This is a genomic window from Sorangiineae bacterium MSr11367, assembly GCA_037157805.1.
Taxonomy (GTDB): domain Bacteria; phylum Myxococcota_A; class Polyangia; order Polyangiales; family Polyangiaceae; genus Pendulispora; species Pendulispora rubella.
Genome location: CP089983.1, coordinates 9,565,519 through 9,585,705, shown reverse-complemented (window position 1 = coordinate 9,585,705; position 20,187 = coordinate 9,565,519). Strand labels below are relative to the sequence as shown.

General features: G+C 65.2%; 17 protein-coding genes. 9 read left to right on the top strand and 8 right to left on the bottom strand.

Annotated features, from left to right (window positions below):
• Positions 1-4: 4 nt before the first annotated feature.
• A complete protein-coding gene (locus tag LVJ94_36825; GenBank protein ID WXB02469.1) occupies positions 5-667 on the bottom strand; it encodes an ABC transporter ATP-binding protein in 663 nt (220 codons plus the stop codon).
• Positions 664-1,884, bottom strand: a complete 1,221-nt coding sequence (locus LVJ94_36820; protein WXB02468.1) for an efflux RND transporter periplasmic adaptor subunit — start codon at positions 1,882-1,884, stop codon at positions 664-666. The genes LVJ94_36825 and LVJ94_36820 overlap by 4 nt, the downstream gene beginning before the upstream one ends.
• Before the next feature lie 195 nt (positions 1,885-2,079).
• Here LVJ94_36820 and LVJ94_36815 point away from each other — a divergent pair, with 195 nt between their 5' ends.
• Both LVJ94_36815 and LVJ94_36810 read left to right on the top strand, forming a co-directional pair.
• Positions 2,080-3,714 (top strand): thiamine pyrophosphate-dependent enzyme, encoded by a 1,635-nt coding sequence (locus LVJ94_36815; protein ID WXB02467.1) that lies wholly within the window; start codon positions 2,080-2,082, stop codon positions 3,712-3,714.
• A gap of 49 nt (positions 3,715-3,763) precedes the next feature.
• Positions 3,764-4,531, top strand: coding sequence for a TetR/AcrR family transcriptional regulator (locus LVJ94_36810; GenBank protein ID WXB02466.1), 768 nt, complete (start codon positions 3,764-3,766; stop codon positions 4,529-4,531).
• Here LVJ94_36810 and LVJ94_36805 read toward each other — a convergent pair.
• From LVJ94_36805 to LVJ94_36790, 4 genes are all read right to left on the bottom strand, one after another.
• The gene (locus LVJ94_36805) at positions 4,524-6,965 is read right to left on the bottom strand and encodes a Smr/MutS family protein (protein ID WXB02465.1); all 2,442 of its coding nucleotides are present in this window, start codon (positions 6,963-6,965) and stop codon (positions 4,524-4,526) included. The two genes, LVJ94_36810 and LVJ94_36805, sit on opposite strands and share 8 nt — an antisense overlap.
• Before the next feature lie 53 nt (positions 6,966-7,018).
• On the bottom strand, positions 7,019-7,486 hold the full coding sequence (locus LVJ94_36800; GenBank protein WXB02464.1) for a response regulator: 468 nt from the start codon (positions 7,484-7,486) through the stop codon (positions 7,019-7,021).
• Positions 7,487-7,685: 199 nt separating this feature from the next.
• Positions 7,686-8,660 carry an NADPH:quinone oxidoreductase family protein gene (locus LVJ94_36795; protein WXB02463.1) on the bottom strand — a complete coding sequence of 325 codons (975 nt, stop codon included), beginning with the start codon at positions 8,658-8,660 and terminating at the stop codon, positions 7,686-7,688.
• 7 nt (positions 8,661-8,667) lie between these two features.
• Positions 8,668-10,578, bottom strand: coding sequence for a sigma 54-interacting transcriptional regulator (locus tag LVJ94_36790; GenBank protein WXB02462.1), 1,911 nt, complete (start codon positions 10,576-10,578; stop codon positions 8,668-8,670).
• A gap of 210 nt (positions 10,579-10,788) precedes the next feature.
• Here LVJ94_36790 and LVJ94_36785 point away from each other — a divergent pair, with 210 nt between their 5' ends.
• Both LVJ94_36785 and LVJ94_36780 read left to right on the top strand, forming a co-directional pair.
• Positions 10,789-10,992 (top strand): hypothetical protein, encoded by a 204-nt coding sequence (locus tag LVJ94_36785; GenBank protein WXB02461.1) that lies wholly within the window; start codon positions 10,789-10,791, stop codon positions 10,990-10,992.
• A 174-nt stretch (positions 10,993-11,166) separates the two neighbouring features.
• Positions 11,167-11,328: a hypothetical protein gene (locus LVJ94_36780; protein WXB02460.1), complete on the top strand. Its 162-nt coding sequence runs from the start codon at positions 11,167-11,169 to the stop codon at positions 11,326-11,328.
• Between the two features lie 66 nt (positions 11,329-11,394).
• Here LVJ94_36780 and LVJ94_36775 read toward each other — a convergent pair whose 3' ends face one another.
• Both LVJ94_36775 and LVJ94_36770 read right to left on the bottom strand, forming a co-directional pair.
• Positions 11,395-12,552, bottom strand: a complete 1,158-nt coding sequence (locus LVJ94_36775; GenBank protein WXB02459.1) for a hypothetical protein — start codon at positions 12,550-12,552, stop codon at positions 11,395-11,397.
• Between the two features lie 264 nt (positions 12,553-12,816).
• Complete coding sequence (locus LVJ94_36770; GenBank protein WXB02458.1) at positions 12,817-13,827, bottom strand: NAD(P)-dependent glycerol-3-phosphate dehydrogenase; 1,011 nt, start codon at positions 13,825-13,827, stop codon at positions 12,817-12,819.
• Between the two features lie 41 nt (positions 13,828-13,868).
• Here LVJ94_36770 and LVJ94_36765 point away from each other — a divergent pair, with 41 nt between their 5' ends.
• The 5 genes from LVJ94_36765 to LVJ94_36745 all read left to right on the top strand — a co-directional run bounded on the left by LVJ94_36765 (position 13,869) and on the right by LVJ94_36745 (position 20,136).
• Positions 13,869-14,915, top strand: coding sequence for a hypothetical protein (locus LVJ94_36765; protein WXB02457.1), 1,047 nt, complete (start codon positions 13,869-13,871; stop codon positions 14,913-14,915).
• A 52-nt stretch (positions 14,916-14,967) separates the two neighbouring features.
• The gene (locus LVJ94_36760) at positions 14,968-17,136 is read left to right on the top strand and encodes a hypothetical protein (GenBank protein WXB02456.1); all 2,169 of its coding nucleotides are present in this window, start codon (positions 14,968-14,970) and stop codon (positions 17,134-17,136) included.
• Between the two features lie 119 nt (positions 17,137-17,255).
• Positions 17,256-18,296 carry a hypothetical protein gene (locus LVJ94_36755; protein ID WXB02455.1) on the top strand — a complete coding sequence of 347 codons (1,041 nt, stop codon included), beginning with the start codon at positions 17,256-17,258 and terminating at the stop codon, positions 18,294-18,296.
• Positions 18,297-18,439: 143 nt separating this feature from the next.
• Entirely contained in the window at positions 18,440-19,909 is a 1,470-nt protein-coding gene (gene lepB, locus LVJ94_36750; GenBank protein ID WXB02454.1) for a signal peptidase I, read from the top strand.
• Positions 19,906-20,136 (top strand): hypothetical protein, encoded by a 231-nt coding sequence (locus LVJ94_36745; protein WXB02453.1) that lies wholly within the window; start codon positions 19,906-19,908, stop codon positions 20,134-20,136. Before lepB ends, LVJ94_36745 begins: the two co-directional genes overlap by 4 nt.
• Positions 20,137-20,187 lie beyond the last annotated feature (51 nt).

Genomic DNA, 20,187 nt, shown 5'->3' with positions numbered 1-20,187 from the left:
TTCCTTATGCGAGCGCGCCTTTTTCGAGGCGGTGCACGATGCCGGCTCGCTCGGCCGCGACCGGATCGTGGGTGACCATCACGATGGTCTTGTGCATCTCTTTGTTCAGCGTCTCCAAAAGCTTCAACACTTCGTCGGCGCTGTGCCGATCGAGATCGCCGGTGGGCTCGTCGCAGACCAACAGCTTGGGATCGTTCACGATGGCCCGGGCAATGGCCACCCGCTGTTCCTGGCCGCCAGACAATTGATGTGGATAATGATGCATCCGCTCGGACAGGCCCACGATGCGCAATGCCGTTTCCGCACGCCGGCGCCGCTCGCGCGCACGCACCGTGGTGAGGAGCAACGGTAGCTCCGCGTTTTCCACCGCCGTCAGCACCGGCAAGAGATTGTACGATTGAAAAATGAAGCCAACGTTGTCCGCTCGCCATTTCGCGAGTTGGCTTTCGCTCAATGAATCGATGCGCTGTCCGGCAATTTCGATGGAGCCGCCACTCGGGCGGTCCAAACCGGCAATCAGATTCAAAAGCGTCGATTTGCCCGAGCCGGAGGGTCCCATGAGTGCCTCGAACGAGCCCGTGGGAATGTCGAGACTCAATCCATCGAGGACTTTGACGGCTTCGTCGCCGCGGTAATACGTCTTGTCGATGCTGCTCAATCGGATCATCTGTTCCTCTTGATCGCTTGGCCGTCGGCCAAGGCCGGGGAGGGATCCCGCACCAGGAACGTTCCCGGTTCGGGACCATGTTTCAGCTCGAAGCCGGAACCGAACGGTGCGCCCAGCTCCACGCTTTGCATGCGCACGCGCTCCCCCTCGATCGCGAACACCACTTTGCTTCCGGCGCGTTCGGCCAATGCCGACGTGGGCACGACCTTGCGTGCCGGCTCCTTCATTTGATCCGCCTCGAGCGGCTTGGCCAAAAAGCTCACCCGCGCGCTCATCTCCGGCAGCACGCCCGGGGTGGCATCGACGAGCTTCACTTTGACCGTGCCGGTCGCCTTTGCGCGGTTCAAGCGCGGACTGACTTCGACGACCACCGCGCGAATGCGCTGATTGGGAATCGCGTCGAAGACGACCTCGCACGGGCCGTCCTTCTTGATGCTCCCCATCTTCGCCTCCGGAACGTCGGCCTCGATGAGCAGCGAATCGAAGTCCACCAGCTCGGTCAGCGGGATCTCCGAATTGACGACGGCCCCCGCCTCCACCGGTTTGGTCACGACGGTGCCGTCGATGGGCGCCACGATGGTCAAATTCCCGAGCCCCACCGCGAGCTCCTTCACCTCTGCTTTTTGCGCAAGCGCGTCGGTTTCCGCGGCGCGCGCGGTCGCGTCCATCGAGGCCACGCGCGCGGTGAGATCTTCCGACTGGGCCGGCGCCACCGCCCCGGTGGCCACCAGCTTTTTCTCGCGCGCGAGCTGCTGCTGCACTTCCAGCATCTGCGCGCGCGATGCCGATGCGCGCGCCGACGACGCCGCGTACCGCGCTCGGGCCGAGGCGATGGCGCTCTTCTGATCCGCGAGGTCGAGCTCGAACATCACCTCGCCCGCCTTCACGCGCGAGCCCTCTTTGATGCGCGTCCGTGCGACCCGCCCAATGATTTTCGCGCCAATACGTGCCGTGATTTGCGGTACGACGTACCCAGTCGCGTTCAACTCCACCTGCGCTTGCGCCGGCGACACCATGGCCACCTCGGTCACGTCGACCTTGGTTCGGAAGAACTTCGCCTCCAGGTAGGGAATGCCCGCCGCGTATGCGACCACGCCCGAGGCCAACGTGGCCGCACCGCCCGCGACGATGGTCCGCCAACGTGTACCGCTCTTGTGCTCCGGCGGGGTGCGCTCGATCTTGAGCGACAAAAGGTCGTTCGATAGCTGTTGTGACATGAAAAAAGCTCCTGGAGCGCAGGGCGCCGTGCAAAGGCACCTATCGCATCGAGCCTCCGGCTTCGCTTGTCCCGGACTGCGAATCTCCAGAGGCTAGGATCGGTTGATGTCAGGCCTGCGTCAGGTTTGCTGTCGGCGGGCCCGCAAACGGCTACTCTGCCGTGGCGGAGTTTCTAACCAAGGGAGCAAGGTTCAATGGGTTACGTCCACGGTGGTCGAATCGTTGCGCAGGCCCTCAAGCGTCATGGGACGACTCACCTCTTCACGCTGTGCGGGGGGCACATCCAGGCCATCTACGACGGCTGTCTCGATGAACAGATCCGGGTCGTCGACGTGCGCCACGAGCAGACTGCGGGGCACGCCGCCGATGGCTATGCGCGTGTGACGGGGAGGCCCGGCGTCTGTGCCGTGACGGCCGGCCCCGGAGTGACCGACGTGGTGACCGCCGTGGCCAATGCCCAACGCGCGGGCGTGCCTATGATCGTGATTGGCGGCGCGGGCCCCAAGCTTCTGACGGACATGGGCTCCCTGCAGGACATGGATCACGTGAACCTGATGCGCCCCATCACCAAGTGGAGCGTGCAGGTTCCCGAGACGCGGCGCATTGCCGAGTACATCGATGCGGCGTTCCGCGTGGCCCAGCAGGGCGTGCCCGGGCCAGTGTTCCTGGAGATGCCGCTCGATCTGTTGATGAACGTGCACGACGACGCCGATCTGCCGGCGACCGCGCCGTTCGCCGAGCCACCACGTCCCGGCGGCGACTTTCGATCCATCGAGCGTGCGGCGGCGTTGCTCCGTGGTGCGCAGCGACCGTGCTTCCTCATTGGCTCGCAGATCCGCTGGTCGCCGATGTTCGATGCGGTGGCGCGGGCCGCGGAGGCCTTCGAAGTGCCCTTCTTCCTCAATGGAATGGCTCGCACCGCGCTCAAGGCGAACCATCCGCAGCTCTTCTCGCGATCGCGCAAGTTTGCCTTGGCGCAAGCCGACGTGGTCTTCGTGTTTGGCACGCCGTTCGACTTCCGCGTGGATTATGGCCGCTCGCCGACGTGGGCCAGCGACGTAAAGATCGTGCAAGTCGATCTGGAGGGCGCCGAGTTGGGACGCAACCGGCGCGTGGAGATCGGCATTCACGGCGACAGCGGGCTCGTTCTGGACCAGCTGCTCAGCGAGCTGTCGTCGAAGAAGGCGCCCGAGTGGCTCTCGGCGGTGCGCGCCGAGGAGACGAAGCGACGCGCGAAGATGGAGGCAGAAATCGACTCCAACGATTCGCCGCCCAACCCGCTGCGCGTGTGCGCGGAATTGGGCAAGCGGCTCAAGCCGAACGACATCGTCGTGGGCGATGGCGGCGACTTCGTGGCGACGGCGGCCTACGTGCTCAAGTTGGAGTGGCCGCAGCTGTGGATGGACCCAGGCCCGCTGGGAACATTGGGCGTAGGCCCCGGTTATGCGATGGCGGCGAAGCTTGCGCGGCCGGATGCGAACGTGGTGCTCGTCTACGGGGACGGAAGCTTCGGTCTGCACGGCCTCGAGTTCGAGGCGATGGTGCGGCAGAACATCCCGGTCATCGCCGTGATTGGCAACGACGCGGGCTGGACGCAGATCCGCCGCGGACAGGTGGACATCTATGGAGCGGAACGCGCGGTGGCGACCGCTCTGGAGTACACGCGCTACGAGAAGGTGGTCGAAGCGTGCGGCGGCTTCGGCGCCTACGTCGAGAAGGTGGAGGACCTCGGCCCCGCGCTCGACGCCGCCTTCGCCGCGGGCAAACCGGCGTGCGTGAACGTGAAGATCGCGAAGAGCGACTTCCGCAAGGGGGCCATTAGCGTCTAGCATCGTATGGTGTACCGTACACTGTACGGTCTAATCGAGGAAACGTCAAGTGGCGGAAAAAAAGGAGCGCGCCGATCCGGCGCGCAGCCTGTTGTTGCTCTGGGGCTCGCACACGAAGCCCGGTCGTTCCGGGTTGACCGTGCGGGCCATCGTGCAGTCGGCCATCGAGCTGGCCGACGCGAAGGGCATCGAGGCGGTGTCGATGCGGCAGGTGGCCGAGTCGCTCAATGTCGGGACCATGTCGCTGTACACGCACGTCCCGGGGAAGGGCGAGCTAACCGATCTGATGCTGGATACGGTGCTCGGGGAGTTGTATGCCGACGACGGAGAGCCCGCGCGGCAGCCGGGTGGCTGGCGCGCGGCCATGGGCTTCATCGCGCGCCGCAATTGGGAAGCGTACGAGCGGCACCCGTGGATGCTCGACGTGCTCGGACCGCGTCCGGCGCTGGGGCCGAACCTATGTCTGAAGTACGAGGCCGAGCTGCGACCGCTCGACGGGCTCGGTCTCTCCGACGTGGAGATGGACGCAGTGCTCACGTTGGTGCTGACGCACGTCTCGGGAACCGCGCGCGCGAAGTCGAGCACGGAGCGCGTGCAGCGTGAGACGGGGATGAGCGACAGCGAGTGGTGGGTCACCACCGGGCCGATCCTGACCCAAGTGATGGACGCTTCGCGCTTTCCGGTGGCCGGCCGCGTGGGCGCGGCGTTGTCGAATGCCTACGAGGGGCTCTGGGATCCGATATACAGGTTGGATTTCGGGCTCGAGCGCATCCTCGATGGGGCGGCGCTCTTGATCGAGCAGCGGAAGGCTAACTGAGCCAAACCACGGTCACGCCGTCGCCGCCTTCTTCTTGCGTGCCCGAGCGCATGTGCGCGACGTACGAGCTGGACTTCAGCTCTTTGCGCAGGGCATCGCGCAGGGCGCCGGTGCCGTGACCGTGGAGGAGGAAGGCGACCGAGCGGCGCTCGTTGAGGCATCGATCGAGAAACGACGTGGCCAGGCCGAGGGCGTCATCGACGCGTAGCCCGCGCAGGTCGCACGTGTTGTCGCTGGTCGCAATGGCGGGATCGCGGCGCGCTTCTCCCGTGGCGGGTGTGCCCGGTGCCGGCTTGGCAGGGGCGACGGGTTCCGCCGGTGCGGCCGAGCGAAGCTCGCTCAGGGGCACGTTCAACTTCAGCACGCCCGCGGAGACGCGGATCCATTCGCCCGAGACTTCCACCACCTCGGCCTCGGCGCGCAGGCGCGGCACGTACACGCGGGTGCCCCGGCGCACCTCGCCCGGAGCAAGGGGACGCCGTTCCGCGGCCTCGCCGCGTTCGCGCGCTTCGCGTGCGCGCACCACGGGCTCCAGCTCGCCGCCCAGCGCCACGGCGCTCGAGACGCGTTGGATCGCGCGCTCGGCATCGCGAAGCTGCGCCTCGTCGAGCTTCTTCGCCCGCAACCGAGCCTGCGCCTCGCGCAAATCGTCTTTGGCGCGTCGCAGGCTCGCGAGCAGCGCCTCCGCCTCGCGTGAGACGACGCGCGCCTCTTGGTCGCGGGTGCGCGCAATCTCGGCCTCGAGCCGTGCGCGCGCTTCATCGGCCTCGCGCTCGCGCGTGGTGGCGGCACTGCGGGCCAGCTCCAAGGCGGCGCGCTCCTCGTGCAGCCGTTTGACCAGGGTCTCGAAGCTTTGATCCTCGCGCGAGAGGAAGCGCTCCGCACGCTCGATGACCGTGCCCGGCATGCCGAAGCGCCGGGCCACGGCGAGCGCACTCGAGCTGCCCGGGATGCCGATGGTGACGCGGAACGTCGGCTCCATCGTGGTGAGATCGAAGCCCACCGACGCGTTTTGAAAGCGCTCGTCGGCCAAGGCGAGCGCCTTGAGCCCCTCGTAGTGCGTGGTGACCACGACGGCACCTCCGCGTGCGCAGAGCGAATCGAGCACGCCGGCGGCCAGCGCCTCGCCCTCGCGGGGATCGGTCCCACCCGCGAGTTCGTCGAGCAGCACCAGCGCCCCGCGATGCGCAGCGTCCAAGATGTCGCGCAGGTTGGAGACGTGCGCGCTGAACGTGGACAGGTTCTTCGACAGGTTCTGATCGTCGCCGACGTCGCTCACCACCACGTCGAAAATGCCGACGACGCTCCCCGGATCGCACGCGACGGGGAGTCCTGCTCGCACCATGAGCGCCGCAAGCCCCATCGTCTTGAGGGCCACCGTTTTGCCGCCCGCATTGGGCCCGCTCACCACCACGGCATGCCCCGCACCGATGGCCAGATCGCTCGCGACGACCTTCGTCCCGTCGAGCGCCAAGAGCGGGTGGCGCGCCTTCTTCAAATCGAGCCGCGGTTCGTCCACCACGTTGGGAAAGACCAGCCCGAGCTCCTCGGCCAGCTGGGCAATGGCCGCGAGCACGTCGGCCCGGGCGATGGCCGCACGGCAAGCATCGAGGCTGGCCAGCGCGTCGCCGAGAAGCGTCGAGAGACGCGTGTAGACTGCAATCTCCTCGCGCTCCACCTCCGCATCGAGCATCTTGAGGCGGTTGCCCATGGGGATGACCGCCCGCGGTTCGACGAAGATGGTCGACCCGCTGGCGCTCGTGGCATGGACCAGGCCGGGAAAGCGCTCGTGCGCATCGGAGCGCACGGGCAAGACGTAGCGCCCCTCGCGCTCGGTGACGAACTTGTCCTGCAGGACCCGCTCGTAGCGCACCATCAGATCTTCCAGGCGCGCCAGCATGCGTTGACGCGCGGCTTGCCGCTCGGCGCGAAGGCGACCCAACGCGGGGCTCGCGCGATCGGACAAGGTGCCGTCCGGATCGAAGGCGCCGGCCACCTCCTCGGCGAGCCCATCCAGCGTGGGATCCGTGGCACACGCCGCATAGAGCGCAGGCAACGTGGTGCGGCGCGCATGGAGAAAACGACGCAGGGCGCGCGCGGCCGTGAGCATGCCACCGATGCCGCGCAACTCGATGGGGCCCAGGGCGCCGCCCACCTTCAGGCGCTGCACCGCCTCCGTCACGTCGAAGGTGGCACTGGCCGGGAGCGGCTCGCCGGCGAGCAGGCACGAGTGCGCTTCTTTCGCCTCCGCCAGGCGCGCATGCACCTCTTCCCTCGTGCGGGCGAACGAAAGCGAAAGGGCGTCGGCCTTCCCCATGTCGCCCTGGCAGCGCTCGGCGACCGCCGAAAGTATGCGGTCCCACTCGAGATCCGCCCGCGTTTTCGCCGGGGCTGCCGCCTCCAAGGCCGGTGATGTCGGATACTCAGCGCTCAAGGTCGGGCATTAGTAGGGCGCCTTTTTCACCGGCGCAAGCGCACCCAAACGCGCTACGAGCTTGCGGCGGGCGGAATCGTCGCCTTGTCGGACCTGTCGCGCTTCTCGCGCACGACCCGCAGGATGGCCTGCAGCATCGCGCCAAAATCCACCGGCTTGGCGAGGTGTTCGTCGAAGCCTGCGTGGATCGCCGAGACGCGATCGTCGTGGGCGGCGAAGGCGCTCAACGCGATCGCGGGAACCAGTGCACCCATCGCGGCCGGCGAGCTTCGCACGTGGCGAATCAGGGCGTGGCCGTCCATGCCCGGCATCGCGATGTCGGACAACAGAACATCTGGACGCACGGCACGAATGACCTGAAGCGCTTCGAAGGCGTCACACACCGCGGTGACCCGGGCACCTGCTTGCTGCAGGAAGCGCGCGAGCATCGAGCGCGAATCCCGGTCATCCTCGACCACCAGGATGTGAAGCTTTTGAAGGATGAGCCGCTTCGAACCGTCGGGGACTTGCTGCAGCCGCATTGAGATGATTCCTCCTCACGAGACTTCGCCGCCCGCCCCCGCAGACACAAAGTCGTCCAGCACGCGAGCTCCGGCTCACCCGTGGAAGTGATGGTGGATAGCTAGCGTTCGCACGCCAGGCGTGCGTTTTGTAAGAAGATGCCCGAACAGACATCTCGTTGCGCGAACTTCGTAAAGATTCTTCCTTTTGTCGGCGCGTTCAAGGAACGAGCACGATTTTCCCCTTAACATCGCGTCGGGCGATGCGCTCGAGCGCTTCACCTGCCTGCGCGAAGGGGAGCACCGCATCCACGTGGGGACGTAGTTTCCCTTCCTGCACCCACGTGAAGAGCTGCGTCGCGTGCGCACGGTTTCGCTCCGGATCGCGCATGGCGAAGGCGCCCCAGAAGACGCCCACCAGCTGGCAGCCTTTGAGGAGCACCAGATTGAGCGGAATTTTCGGAATGTCGCCCGCCGCGAAGCCCACCACCAGGTAGCGACCTTCCCACGCGATCGATCGCAGCGCCGGCTCCGCCAGGGCACCGCCCACCGGATCGTAGATCACGTTCGCGCCCTGGCCGGAGGTGAGCACCTTGACGCGATCCTTCAGATCTTCGCGGCCATAGACGATGCCTTCGTCGGCGCCTTGTTCCTTGCAGAATGCAACCTTTTCGTCCGTCGAGGCCGCCGCGATGACCCGCGCGCCGAGCAGCTTGCCGATCTGCACCGTCGCGATGCCCACCCCGCCGGCCGCGCCCAGAACGAGCAGCGTGTCGCCCGCCTTGAGCGCCGCGCGATCGACCAGCGCGTGCAGCGTGGTGCAGTAGGTCAGCAACGTGGCGGCCGCCGCCTCGAAGCCCACGGCGTCGCCAACCTTCACGACCATCGCCTCGGGCACCACGAGCACCTCGGCAAAGCCTCCGTTGATCATCGTGGTGGCCACTCGGTCGCCCGGCGCCACCTTGGTCACGCCCGCGCCGACCTGACGCACCACACCCGACGCCTCGCCGCCCGGCACGAACGGCAAATCCGGTTTGAATTGATATTTCCCGTGCGACAGAAGCAAGTCCGGAAAGTTCACCCCGGCTGCCTTTACATCGATGAGCACCTCACCGGGGCCGACCTTGGGCTCGGCCACCTCGTCCACCTTGAGGCCCGAGGGGCCGGTGAGCTCGTGAACACGAACCGCGCGCATCCGTTTCTCACTTGTCATTGCCGCCGCCTCCTCCTCCCGCACCACTGGGCATAGGGTTCGCTTCGCGCTCCAGGTAGCGGAAGATGGTGCGCGGATCGACGCCGAGGTCGCGCGCCGTCTGGGTCCGGTTGCCATTGTTGCGCTCGAGTACCTCGAGGACGTACTTGCGTTGGAATTCCTCTTTGGCTTTCTCGAGTGGCAAAATGGGATTTTCGGTATTCTCGATCAAATCGAGATCTTCGGGACCCAATAGCGTTTTCTCGCAGAGCACCAACGCTTTCTTGATTCGATTTTCCAGCTGCCGAATGTTGCCCGGCCACATTTGCTTTTTGATGGCCGCCAAAGCCTGCGGCGTAAACCCGACGATCTTCGAGGAGAGCTCGTCGGCGTATTTCGACAAGAGCGCTTTGGCGATGATGAGAACGTCGTCCCCGCGCTCGCGAAGCGGTGGAAGATAGATATTCACGACGTTGAGTCGGTAATACAAATCTTCGCGGAAGCGCCCCGCGCGAATCTCTTCTTCGAGAATGCGGTTCGTGGCGGCCACGATGCGGATATCCACTTTTTCCGGACGCGAATCACCCACGCGGAACACCACGCGCTCTTGCAGCGCGCGCAGCAGTTTCACTTGCAGGTTGAGCGGCAGCTCGCCGATTTCGTCGAGGAAGAGCGTGCCCTTGTCGGCGACTTGGAACTTGCCCGGACGCGAGGCCACCGCGCCCGTGAATGCGCCTTTCACGTGGCCGAAGAGTTCACTCTCGATGAGATTTTCTGGAATGGCTCCGCAATTGATGACCACGAACGGATGGGATGCACGATTCGAACGACGGTGCACCTCGCGCGCGATCAACTCTTTGCCGGTGCCGGTTTCTCCGGTGATGAGCACCGAGATGTCCGTGGTGGCCACCTTTTGCAGCTTGCGGAACACCTCCATCATCGACGGGCACACGCCGATGATCTCGCCGAAGCGCTTGTCTTTCAGCTCCGCGGAGAGTCGGTCCTTGTCCGCGCGCAGGGCCGACAAGAGCATCGCGTTCTGTAAGATGAGCGACGCTTGGCCGGCGAAGATCGAGAGCACATCGAGCTGAGAGCGTTCGAACAGCCCTTTGACGCGATCGTTTCCAACGTACATCGCACCGATGACGTGCCCTTGTGCAACGAGTGGCGCGCACATGACGCTCGAGACACGAAGTGCCAACACGCTTTCGCTGGACCCGAATTGTGCGTCGCTCAGCGCATCGCTCACGATGACCGGACGGCCGGTCTCGAGCACCTTGCGCACGATGCTGTCGGAAACGAGGTTCGGCGCGTTGTTCATCGCCTCGCGACGAATGTGGCGCGAAGCACGCACCAGTGGGCGCTTTACGTCGGACTTCTCCTTGTCACTTTCGCTCACAGCTGGCGCCGCGCCAAAAGCGTCGTCGAGCAGCAGAATGAGGCCCTTCTCACCGCCGGTGACCTCGAGAACCGCGTCGAGCATCGTCTCGAGCAATTCGTCGAGGCTCTTTTGTGTCATCAGCTTTTCGCTGAACTCGAATAGCTTGCGCACGCCCGCCAGCGGGGTGTCCGCGGTCTCCGGCGCACCGGGTTTTCGCGCCGAAACCGGGTCCTGCGGCTCCGCGCGCGGCTCGTCGAAGACGCTGAACTGAAGTTCGGCATCGCCGAGCGTGAGACGGTCGCCGTGGACCAACCGCGCGCGCCGTTTCTTCTTGCCGTTGATGAGAATTTCTCCCGCACGGTCGACTTCTTCCAGATTGAAGTCACGACCGTCGAAGAGAATTTGCGCGTGTGTTTCGGCGATGCCTGGTGTCGACACGGCAACATCGTTGCCGAGCGCACGCCCGATCGTGGAGACGGGCTTGAACAGGGAAAATACGCGGGGAGAACCTTGCGGAGGAAACCATTTCAATGTCGGCATGGCATTCGGACCCAGACACCAGCGCGGCTGCAGTCGGCAGTGTGCGGGCTACGATCTATATATCGTGCTCTCACGCCAGATGGGCCCTCGAAGCGTTAAGCAAGCGGTCGGGACACGGGCGTGTTTACGATTTCTCAATTGACTGCCGTGTCTCGGTGAGCGAAATAGAGGCCTCGCTCATTTGAGAAGTACATCGAGGAGGAGATTTCCATGAAGAAGGCAGCGATTTTTGCCGCGATTGCGTTGGGCATGGTGGCTTGCGGTGGGGAAAAGCCGGCGTCGGATCCGTCGTCGACCACGACCACGACGACCAGCCCGAGCGATCCGGCTGCCGCTGGCTCGGCCGCTCCGGCGTCGTCGGGTTCTGCGGCTCCGGCCAGCTCTGCTGCGCCGACGACCCCGCCCGCCAAGTGAGGAACGACTTACCGTCGTTTGCCTAACGCAAATGATTGCACGAAGGGCCTCCTGGAAAGGGGGCCCTTTCGTGTTTTGTATGGATCAGATCGTGTATGGGCACGTCCTTCATGCCCCGGTACGCACAGTCCTCACCCGCTGTGCCTAGGTGTGCAGAAAGAAGGGACGCGTTGCATGAAATACCGGAAATACCGGTTCGGTCTGCTGATGATTGCCACCACGCTGGCATTGTTCGCTTGTGGCGGGAAAGAAAAGCCGCCGTTGACACCGGATGTGCCAGAAACGGAGACCTCGGCCGGAGACGCCGGAACGTTGCCGGAGCCCGATCCAAAGTGACCCTTCTTTAACTTGGGTTTTCGCCCGGGCCCCGCTCGCGGGGCCGCCAGCATTCGCGTGACGCTTCTAAAATTCACCGAATGCGGAGATCATCGTGCCGCCCGGTGACGATGACATCGACATGCCTGGTAAAGCGGGTACTGGCGTCATTCCGAGTTGAAACGGAGCCTTGAAGTAGCCACTCCGGCGATCGCCATCATCCTTCAAATCGGAGGCGAGAACCGCTGCGAGGCCAAGGCCTGCGAGCCCGCCGGCCGCGTTGGCGATGAGGCCATGCCTCGGGTTCGAATCGGAGCCGATGTAGAAGAAATAAACGACGGACGACAGGGCGGTTCCGGCCACGTAGCCGAGCCACATATATTTAAGTGAGTTGTACGAGGGGACGTAGAAGGTCGATAGCGCGCCAGTGGCCACGATACCGGCGTTGTAGCCGAGGAAGCCGACGATGCTGGCTGCATCTTTCCAATCCCCGGTGCTCGCACCCGCACCGAGCATCGTTCCGGCGATGGCTCCCCAGGCCGACCCACTGGCAATAAAAGCCAGGCTACGTGGATCGGGTCTCAACCACTCTCCGAAGAAGTAGCCGCCGATGCCACCCCCGGTGGCCGACAGGAAGGTGAGCGTGGTGTAGCCCTGGAAGCTCTTCGAGGTGAACGCGTTGCCGCCGGTGTGCTGCCAGTGAAGGCCTGAAATGGCCATGCCCTCGACCGCGCCGAGCGCGAGCCCCGTGGCCATGGACGACGGGACGCCCCGATTGAATTTGTCGTAGTTGTCCCAAAAGTAGACACCGATGGGGAATGCCGCGCCGAAGCCGATGGGCGCGAGGATGGCGAGACCCGGATCGGTGACCTTTCCCAGTGCATCGATCCAGATGCCCGTGCCGACGCCGTAGGCCAGGCTCATTCCGTAGAGAAAGCCCATCTCCTCGCTGCCGCGCTTATTGCTCTTCGACGACGATGGTTGCGGATAAGAGGGATAAGGTTGTTGGCCATATGGGGGTTGGCCATATCCATATCCTGGAGGCGGCGGTTGCCCGTAGCCTGGAGGCGGCGGCGCTTGCCCATATCCGGGCTGTGGTTGCCCGTAGCCTGGAGGCGGCGGTTGGCCATATCCCGGTTGCGCGTATTGCGCGTGGGCGTCCCCGTGTCCAAACGCCAACACGAAGGTGGAAATACCTGCCGCGATCACGGCGCGGTGCGGGAAGCTCAAGCAAAGTCCAGGCATGGAAATGCCTCTATCGTAGTTCAGTTCGACGTACCGCAACATTCGATGGTTTGTCCCGGTTTGCGAGCGCTTGGCAGCCTAGCAGCGGCAGCGGGACAAACCCGGCGAGGCCGGCGCGTTGGTCCCTCGCGCGCGCGAGGATCGCCGAACGTTCATGCGATCTTGCCTTCTGAACCCCACATCGCGCCGGTCCCGCCGGTCTGTCCCGCTGCCGCCGTCCTCGCACAGCGGACACGCGAAGGACCGTTACATACTTTCGACAGGTCACATCGGAGAAAATTCGGGCCCAAGTGGAAGTGACATCAGATCGACAACGCCCTTTTCCACTGATTTCCCTTCATAAAGGACATTGTACACTTCGCGCGTGATGGGCATATCGACACCCATCTTCACGCTCAAGTCGCGCGCGCTCTTGGTGGTGCGCACGCCCTCGGCGACGTGACCGAGGGCGCGGAGGATGTCCGTGAGCTTGCGACCTTTCCCGAGCTCCATGCCCACCGTGCGGTTTCGCGAGAGCTCGCCCGTACAGGTGAGCACGAGGTCGCCCATGCCCGCGAGGCCGGCCAAGGTGAGCGCCGAACCTCCGCGCGCCATGGAGAGGCGCGCGATCTCCGCGAGGCCGCGCGTGATGAGCGCCGCGCGCGTGTTGTGCCCGAGGCCGAGGCCGTCCACCGCACCGGCGGCCAGCGCGATCACGTTCTTGAGCGCGCCGCCGCACTCGACGCCGACCACGTCTTCGCTGGCGTACAGCCGCAGGTAGGGAAGGTGAAAGCGCTGCATGACCCGATGCCGCACCCCTTCGTCCCGCGCGGCGATGACCACCGCGGTAGGGAGGTGCGCGGCGAGTTCCTTGGCGAAGCTCGGCCCGCTCAAGAACGCGAGGTTCGGCCCGGCGTGCGCCGGTAGCTCGTGAACCAGCACCTCGTCCATGAACTCCAGGGTGTCGTTCTCGATGCCCTTGGTGGCGCTCACGAGGAGCATGCCGTCCTTCACGTGCGGCGCGGCGAGGCGCGCGACATCGCGCGTGGCGTGGCTGGGGGCGACGAACACGATCATGTCGCAACCGTCGATGGCCTCGGCGAGGTTGCTCGTCGCCTGCAGGCAGTCCGGTAGGTGCGCCCCCGGAAGGTAGCGCCCGTTCTCGCGCGTCCGGTTGATCTGCTCTGCCAGATCCGCACGGCGGCTCCAGACGAGCACGCGGTCGCCCTTTTCAGCCAACACCTTTGCGAGCGCGGTGCCCCACGCGCCCGCCCCTAGCACCGCTACTTTTCCCATGGACGGGAGAGTATCACGGGGGTGTGATACGCATGAATCCGATGCGAACGCTCCTGGCGGTTCTCGTTCTTGCCGTATCGGCTTCGGGCTGTGCGTCCTGTTCGGGGACGGGGCAACGGATGCTCGGGGTCATCGAAGGGCCGATCAACGACCCGGGGAATCGTTCGCTGCGCCGCTCCATCATGGCCTTCGGCTTGAAGGAATTTTGCCATGAGATGACAACCCGCAACGCGCCGCTCAAGTTGAACGAGGACTCACCGGTGACGGGGCGCTTCTACCCGCAGACGTGCTCGGCGCGCGAAATGTCCGATGGCAACCTCTCGGTCACGTTCGGCGGGCCCGGTTACGCGTGGACCAACGTGACGAAGAAGCTCACCTTCACCACCAGCGGTGCGATCGAATACGACCAGGACTTCCTCATGGAAGGAAGCACCATGTACGCGTACTTCAAGACGAAGAAGCTCGCGTCGAGCGATTTTCGCACGCAGATCATCGAGCAGCCGATCGCCAACGTGATGAACCAGATCGCACCCATGGCGGATGGTATCGGCCGGCAGTTAGTGAACTCGCAGCTCTCACAGGGCTTCACCGTCATCCGCGAGGCCAACGGCACGGCGGACTTCACCATCGGCAAGGTGGACAAGGGAAAGCGGCCGGTGCACCCGTACGAGGTGCGCGGTGAAGATCGCATCACGTACGAGAACCTCCGCACCGAGGTGCATCAGAATCAACGCGACTTCATCGGCCCCATCGAGGTGGAAGACTCCGGTCGCGCCCTCTTCTTCACCGGCACCGTCGATGGAGGTGTGGCCGTCGACGTGCTCTTCATGACCAAGAGCGAGGGCGAAGCTTCGTTGAAGCTCTATCTGGATTACCCGATGACAGGCCCTCTCTCTGGAACCCCCATCTCCACCGATGTGATGCAACCAGGGGTGGCTTTCAAGAAAATCGTGCCAGTTCCGAAAGGGCTCTACTTCATCATCCTCGACAACACAGCAACGGCGGGGCAGGTGGCACCCCCACAAAACCCGCTCGATGATCGCGCGGCGGCCGTAAGCTACGTCGCTCAGATCGGAGAAGCGCCTTGAGCATGACATCGGCACTTCAGAAGCGAAAAATTCCCGAGTATACTGGGCACGCGTGAGCTCACTCGACCCCTTCCGCATGATTGGAAAGACTCTGGCGGGCCACTTCCTCGTCCAGAGTTTGGTCGGGGAAGGACGCTCCAGCATCGTCTACAAAGGCCTGCACATCGGCCCGAAAAAGCCGGTCGCGCTCAAGTGCTTCAAGCTTGGCTCGTGGCTGGACGCGGCGCGTGCGGAGACGTTTCTCAAGCGGTTCCGTGAGGAGAGCAAGGCCGCCTCGCAGATCGGCAAAGAGAACCCGCACTTCGTGCGCAGCATCGGCAGCGGTATGACCACGAGCGACGACGGGGTGTACGTGCCGTACACCGTCCTCGAGTGGCTCGAGGGTCACTCGCTCGCCCAAGACCTGACGGACCGTGGTCTGCGCGGGGAGTCGGGCGGCCGTCCTCTGACGGAGCTGCTGGTTCGGTTCGAGTCGGTGGCCAAGGCCCTGACGCAAGCGCACGAGCAGGACCTCGTCCACGGCGACCTGAATCTGGGAAGCTTTTTCCTGGTGAAGGAGCCGGGGAGCGAGTCTCCGACAAAGATTCTCGATCTGGGCGTGGCCAAGGTGATTCGCGATCTCTCGCGCGAGATTGCACCGGGGGAGGCTCCGCAGTTGATCGCGACCCCGTCGCACGCGGCGCCGGAGCAGTTCGATCCCAAGCTGGGCGACTGGGGTCCCCCGACGGACGTGTACGCGCTCGCGCTGGTGCTCGTCGAGGTGATGCGGGGCCGGGCCATCTCGAGTGCAGGGGAAGAAAAGGATTTCGCGGCCGCCGCCCTCGATCCGAAGAAGCGGCCCACGCCGCGGTCGTTCGGGATCTCGGTGTTCGATGCGGTCGAGAACGCGTTCGCCAAGGCGGTTGCGCTCGCACCGTCGGAGCGTTGGTCCACGGTGGCGGAGTTCTGGTCGGAGCTGGAGAGCGCGGTGCGTTCCGAGGAGCCGACGCGCCGCGTGCTGCCGGCGGAGGTCCTGGCCGAGGAAGAGTCGGAGGAGGTCCAGGTTCCGTCGACCGAGCCGCGTCCCGCGATGAAGCCGGCGACGGACGATACGTCGCCGAACGGCGTGCTGATCGATGCGACGGGGCTCGCGTCGTCGGCTCCGCCTGCCGTGGGAGCGTCTCCTCCCCAGGTGCAGGCGGCAGCGGCTGCGGCAGCGGCAGCAATGCCTGCGGCGCCGGCCGAGCGTGAGCGCGTGTCGGCGTTGCCCGTGCCGGCTCCTGCTCCTGCTCCTGTTGGTGGCGGCGCGCCCGCGAAGTCGATTCCCGCGCCGACGCGTTCATCGCCATCTGCGGTGGGGGCTGGGCTCGTGGGGGTGACCAAGTCGACGGCGCCGGCGGCGCCGCCAGCGTCCGGGTCGGGCGGGTTGTTCAAGATCCCACCGCCCACACCTTCGCCGAAGAAGCTCGACGTGGGGAGGATCACACCGGCTCCCCCGCAGCCGAGTGACGTTGCCGCCACGGGGCGAGCGTCGCAGCCGCATGCCATTCCGCGGCCGGGGCTAGCGCGGAGTTTCCCGTCGACACCGGCGAAACCGCGTTCGGACCTTCCGCCCCCCAAGGTTTCCGTCACCGCGCCCCCGGTTCTCTCGCCGCTCACGGCCGTTCCCGCAACGACACCGGCCACACCTGCGCGCAAGCCGGAGCCGGTGGAGGTGCGGCGCGATACGCCGACGATGCCCATCGAGCCGGTGTCGGATGTGCCGCGCATTTCGCCGGTGGAGAGAGAGGCGGCCCCCCAAGCTGGGCCTGGGGCCATCGAGATCAAGGCGACTCCGCCGCCTCCCCCTCCTGAGAAGGTGGTGGAGAACGGTGCAGACGGCGCACGGGTCGTGCGCGAGATGGTGCCGCCGCCGAAGGCCAACGTATCCGTCGGTGATCTGCCCTCGGTGATGGTGGACGAGCCCGATCAACGGAAGGACAAGGACACGCGCCAGCGCGAGACCATGCGCATCGCGATGCCCAATGCCGCAACGCCGCCGGTGCCTTGGGAAGCGGCGGGCACGAACAACGCTTTGGTCGCACCGGCCACCAAAGAAGATTCGGACTCCGTCGTCTATCCACCGCGGACGGTGCGCAGGCGTCGTGGGTTGTGGGGCGTGGCGTTGGTCAGCTTCCTCGTCGTCTTCGTGCTGGGGGCTATTTTCATCGGCCTTTGGCACTACTCGACCGAGTTGCCCTGATTCGGAACACGTCCGAATTGGGGGAGCAACGCGACTGAAACGAAGCTGTCCACTCGCCTGGGGGGGTGGTACCAATGGATGAAGTTCAAGATAATTCAAAAGAAAGAGAGGAGCGCCTCATGGCCGATTCACCGACTTCGCTTCGCCATGCCGATCCGGAAAAGCGCGATGATGCGACCCTAATCCAGGAAGCGCAGTCGCATCTCGGCAAGGGTCCGGCTCTTCAACTCGTGGCGGAGTTGCTGCAGAAACTACGAGTCGGTGGCTTCTCGTGGTGGACGCCCGAGCAAACGCGGTCGCTCTGGCCTGCGTCGGTACGCATGGGGTGGTTGGTGCAGCGCCCGGATGTTCGTCAGCGCATCACCACGGGCCTCACCGGCTTGGCGCCCCGCGCGGCGCGCAACAAGACGCCCGAGTTCCAAGGTGCGCTCATCGATTCCGTCATCGAAGATGGCGACGTCACGGTCAAACAGTTCGACGAGGCGTTCACCATCGAAGAGATTGCGGTGTACGGCCCCACGGGCGAGATCTGGCAGAAGTTCCGCGAGCGCACGCCGTGGGATCAAGACACGCCCGCGCATCAGGAGCTGGTGGCCTGGCTCTTCGAGGCGTTCCTCGCGTCGCAGAGCTCCATCGGCGGTCACTCGCGCAAGCCGATCCTCACGTCGCTCGCGCTGCGCACGGCCATCCCGGGCAAGATCTGGCACACGCGCATCCCGCTCGAAGTGCGGGTTGCCATCGATGACCTGCGCTTCCAACGCGAGAAGGTGAAGCCGAGCGAGGCCTTCCACGCGATCCACGATCTGAGCGTGGCGACGCCATCGATCATCGCGTCGAACATCGCGCTGCGTGAGCTCACGCGGGTGGTCGACGTTGCGGAGAAGTCGATGGGCTACGTTCCCGGTGCGCCGGGCAAGCCGGCCAGCTCGAACAACGTGGGCGGCAACAACAACAACCGGCCCAGCGGCTCGCAGAAGGCCGAGACGCCCAAGCCTGCGGACGCAGCGTCGGGTGCAACTCCTCCTCCGTTGCCACCGGGCGGTCGGGGGGCAGCGGACGAAGACTTCGCCTTCGACGACGATCCCGATTCCGACGAGAAAACGGCAGAACACGGGGGCGCGCGCAAACGCGAACCCGTCGCCGACGCCAAGCGGCGCTAGCACCAGCCGCACGGGCAGCGCGGGCAGCTTAGGCCGCCCGGCGAGTGGACCTCGTCGGGGGCGTCCTCTCCACGGGTAAGACTCGAAGATTGCTCTAAAGTGAAGGTGGGTCTATAGAGCCAGGTGGATCCCACACGCGCTTCATGAGTTCCTCCGTCCACGAACAAAACGACGCTTCTGACGAGCGAGAGCGTGGCGACGAGGAAGGGCACGTCGCGACGGCTTCGGGCAGCACACACACGGGCGACGGTCCGCCCAGCCACCCCACGCCATCCTCGGGTTCGCCCGAGACCGAGGGCACGTTCTCGCGGCTGCTGCGCACGCTGTACTTCGTGCTGTGGTTCCTCTTGGCGCCCCTGCTGCTGGCGTGCCTGACGATCTGGGCATTGACGCCGCCGAGCGGGCTGGAGCACGAGGGCACCCTGGGCTGGCTCGAGTCGCTGGTGCGCGAGCAGCCGGTGCCTCTGGGCATCGCCTTGTTTGCGGCCTTCGAGATGGCATTCTACGCGGTGCGTTTCCGTCTGCCGCTTTCGCGCCACGCGCACCCGCCGCTGCGACCGGACATTCCCGAGAGCCTGCGCACCACGTTCGAGCGTGCGCGCGGCCTTCTGGACGAGGCGGAGATCATTTTGGCGCGCAACGAGAAGGCCATCGCGCGCGATCTCTCGCTGAAGGAGCGGGAGAAGCTTCGTGTGGAGCTGGAGCGTCTGCGCGAGACGATGAAGGTGGCGCCGTTCAACGAGGAGGCGTTCCTCGAGGCGCTCGTTCAAGCCGACGGAGAGGTCGATGTGCGCCTCGGCCGATGGCGCAAGAGCGAGGTGCGCGAGTACATCGAGTCGATCCTCGTGGCGGTGGCCGTGGCGATGGCCCTGCGCGCGTTCGTGGTGGAGGCCTTCAAGATCCCCAGCGGGTCGATGATCCCGACCTTGATGGTGGGCGATCACATCTTCGTGAACAAGTTCACCTACGGGCCGTCGATCCCGTGGACGCACGCTCGGGTGTGGAAGAGCCTTCCGCCGGAGCGCGGCGACGTGATGGTCTTCGCGTTCCCGGAGCACCCGGAGCAAGACTTCATCAAGCGCGTGATCGCGCTGCCGGGCGACAAGCTCGAGGCCAAGAGCGGCCATCCGTGGATCAACGGCTGGGAAGTGCCGCACTGCCTGGTGGGTACCTACTCGTACAGCGAGTTCGACACGCCCACGGGTCGTCGCGACGGCGATCTGTACATCGAGTACCTCGGCGACGAGGCGTTCCTGACCTTGTACGATCACATGGGCGGAAGCCAGGAGTACCAGGGCCCGTTCTACGTGAAGCCGGGCGAGGTCTACGTGATGGGCGACAACCGGAACAACAGCCATGACTCGCGTCTGTGGTTCGGCGGGCAGGGTGGCGGTGTTCCTTACGAGAACATCCGCGGGCGTGCGTTGTTCGTGTGGTTCAGCGTTTCGGACTCGGGCATGGCCTGGTCGCGCCTCGGCGCACCCGTGATGGGCCGTCCGCGGCTGCCGCAACACTCGCCGCAGCTCGACGTGGCCATGGCCAAGTGCCTGCGCGATCGCCCGGCCCAGACGAATCCGCCGCCGCCGACGTTCATTCGGGGCGAGGGCGAATGATTCGCGCGGTGCCCATCGCGCTGATGTTCGCGTCGGTTTTGGTGATGGGGGTGATGGGCGGGGGCTGCAAGACGATGCAGAGCAGCGCCGCCAAAGATCCGCAGCGCTGCGAGCGCGATCCCGGCTGCACGAGCAAGCAGGACAAGTCGAAGGACTGCGCCACGGCATGCTCGGACAACATCGAGTGCATGGAGCGGTGCCAGCAGGTCACGGGGCAGGGGCGCTAGGCGCACCGCCCCCGCCCAATGCGGTCGTTGAACGACGACGTCGAGGTCTTG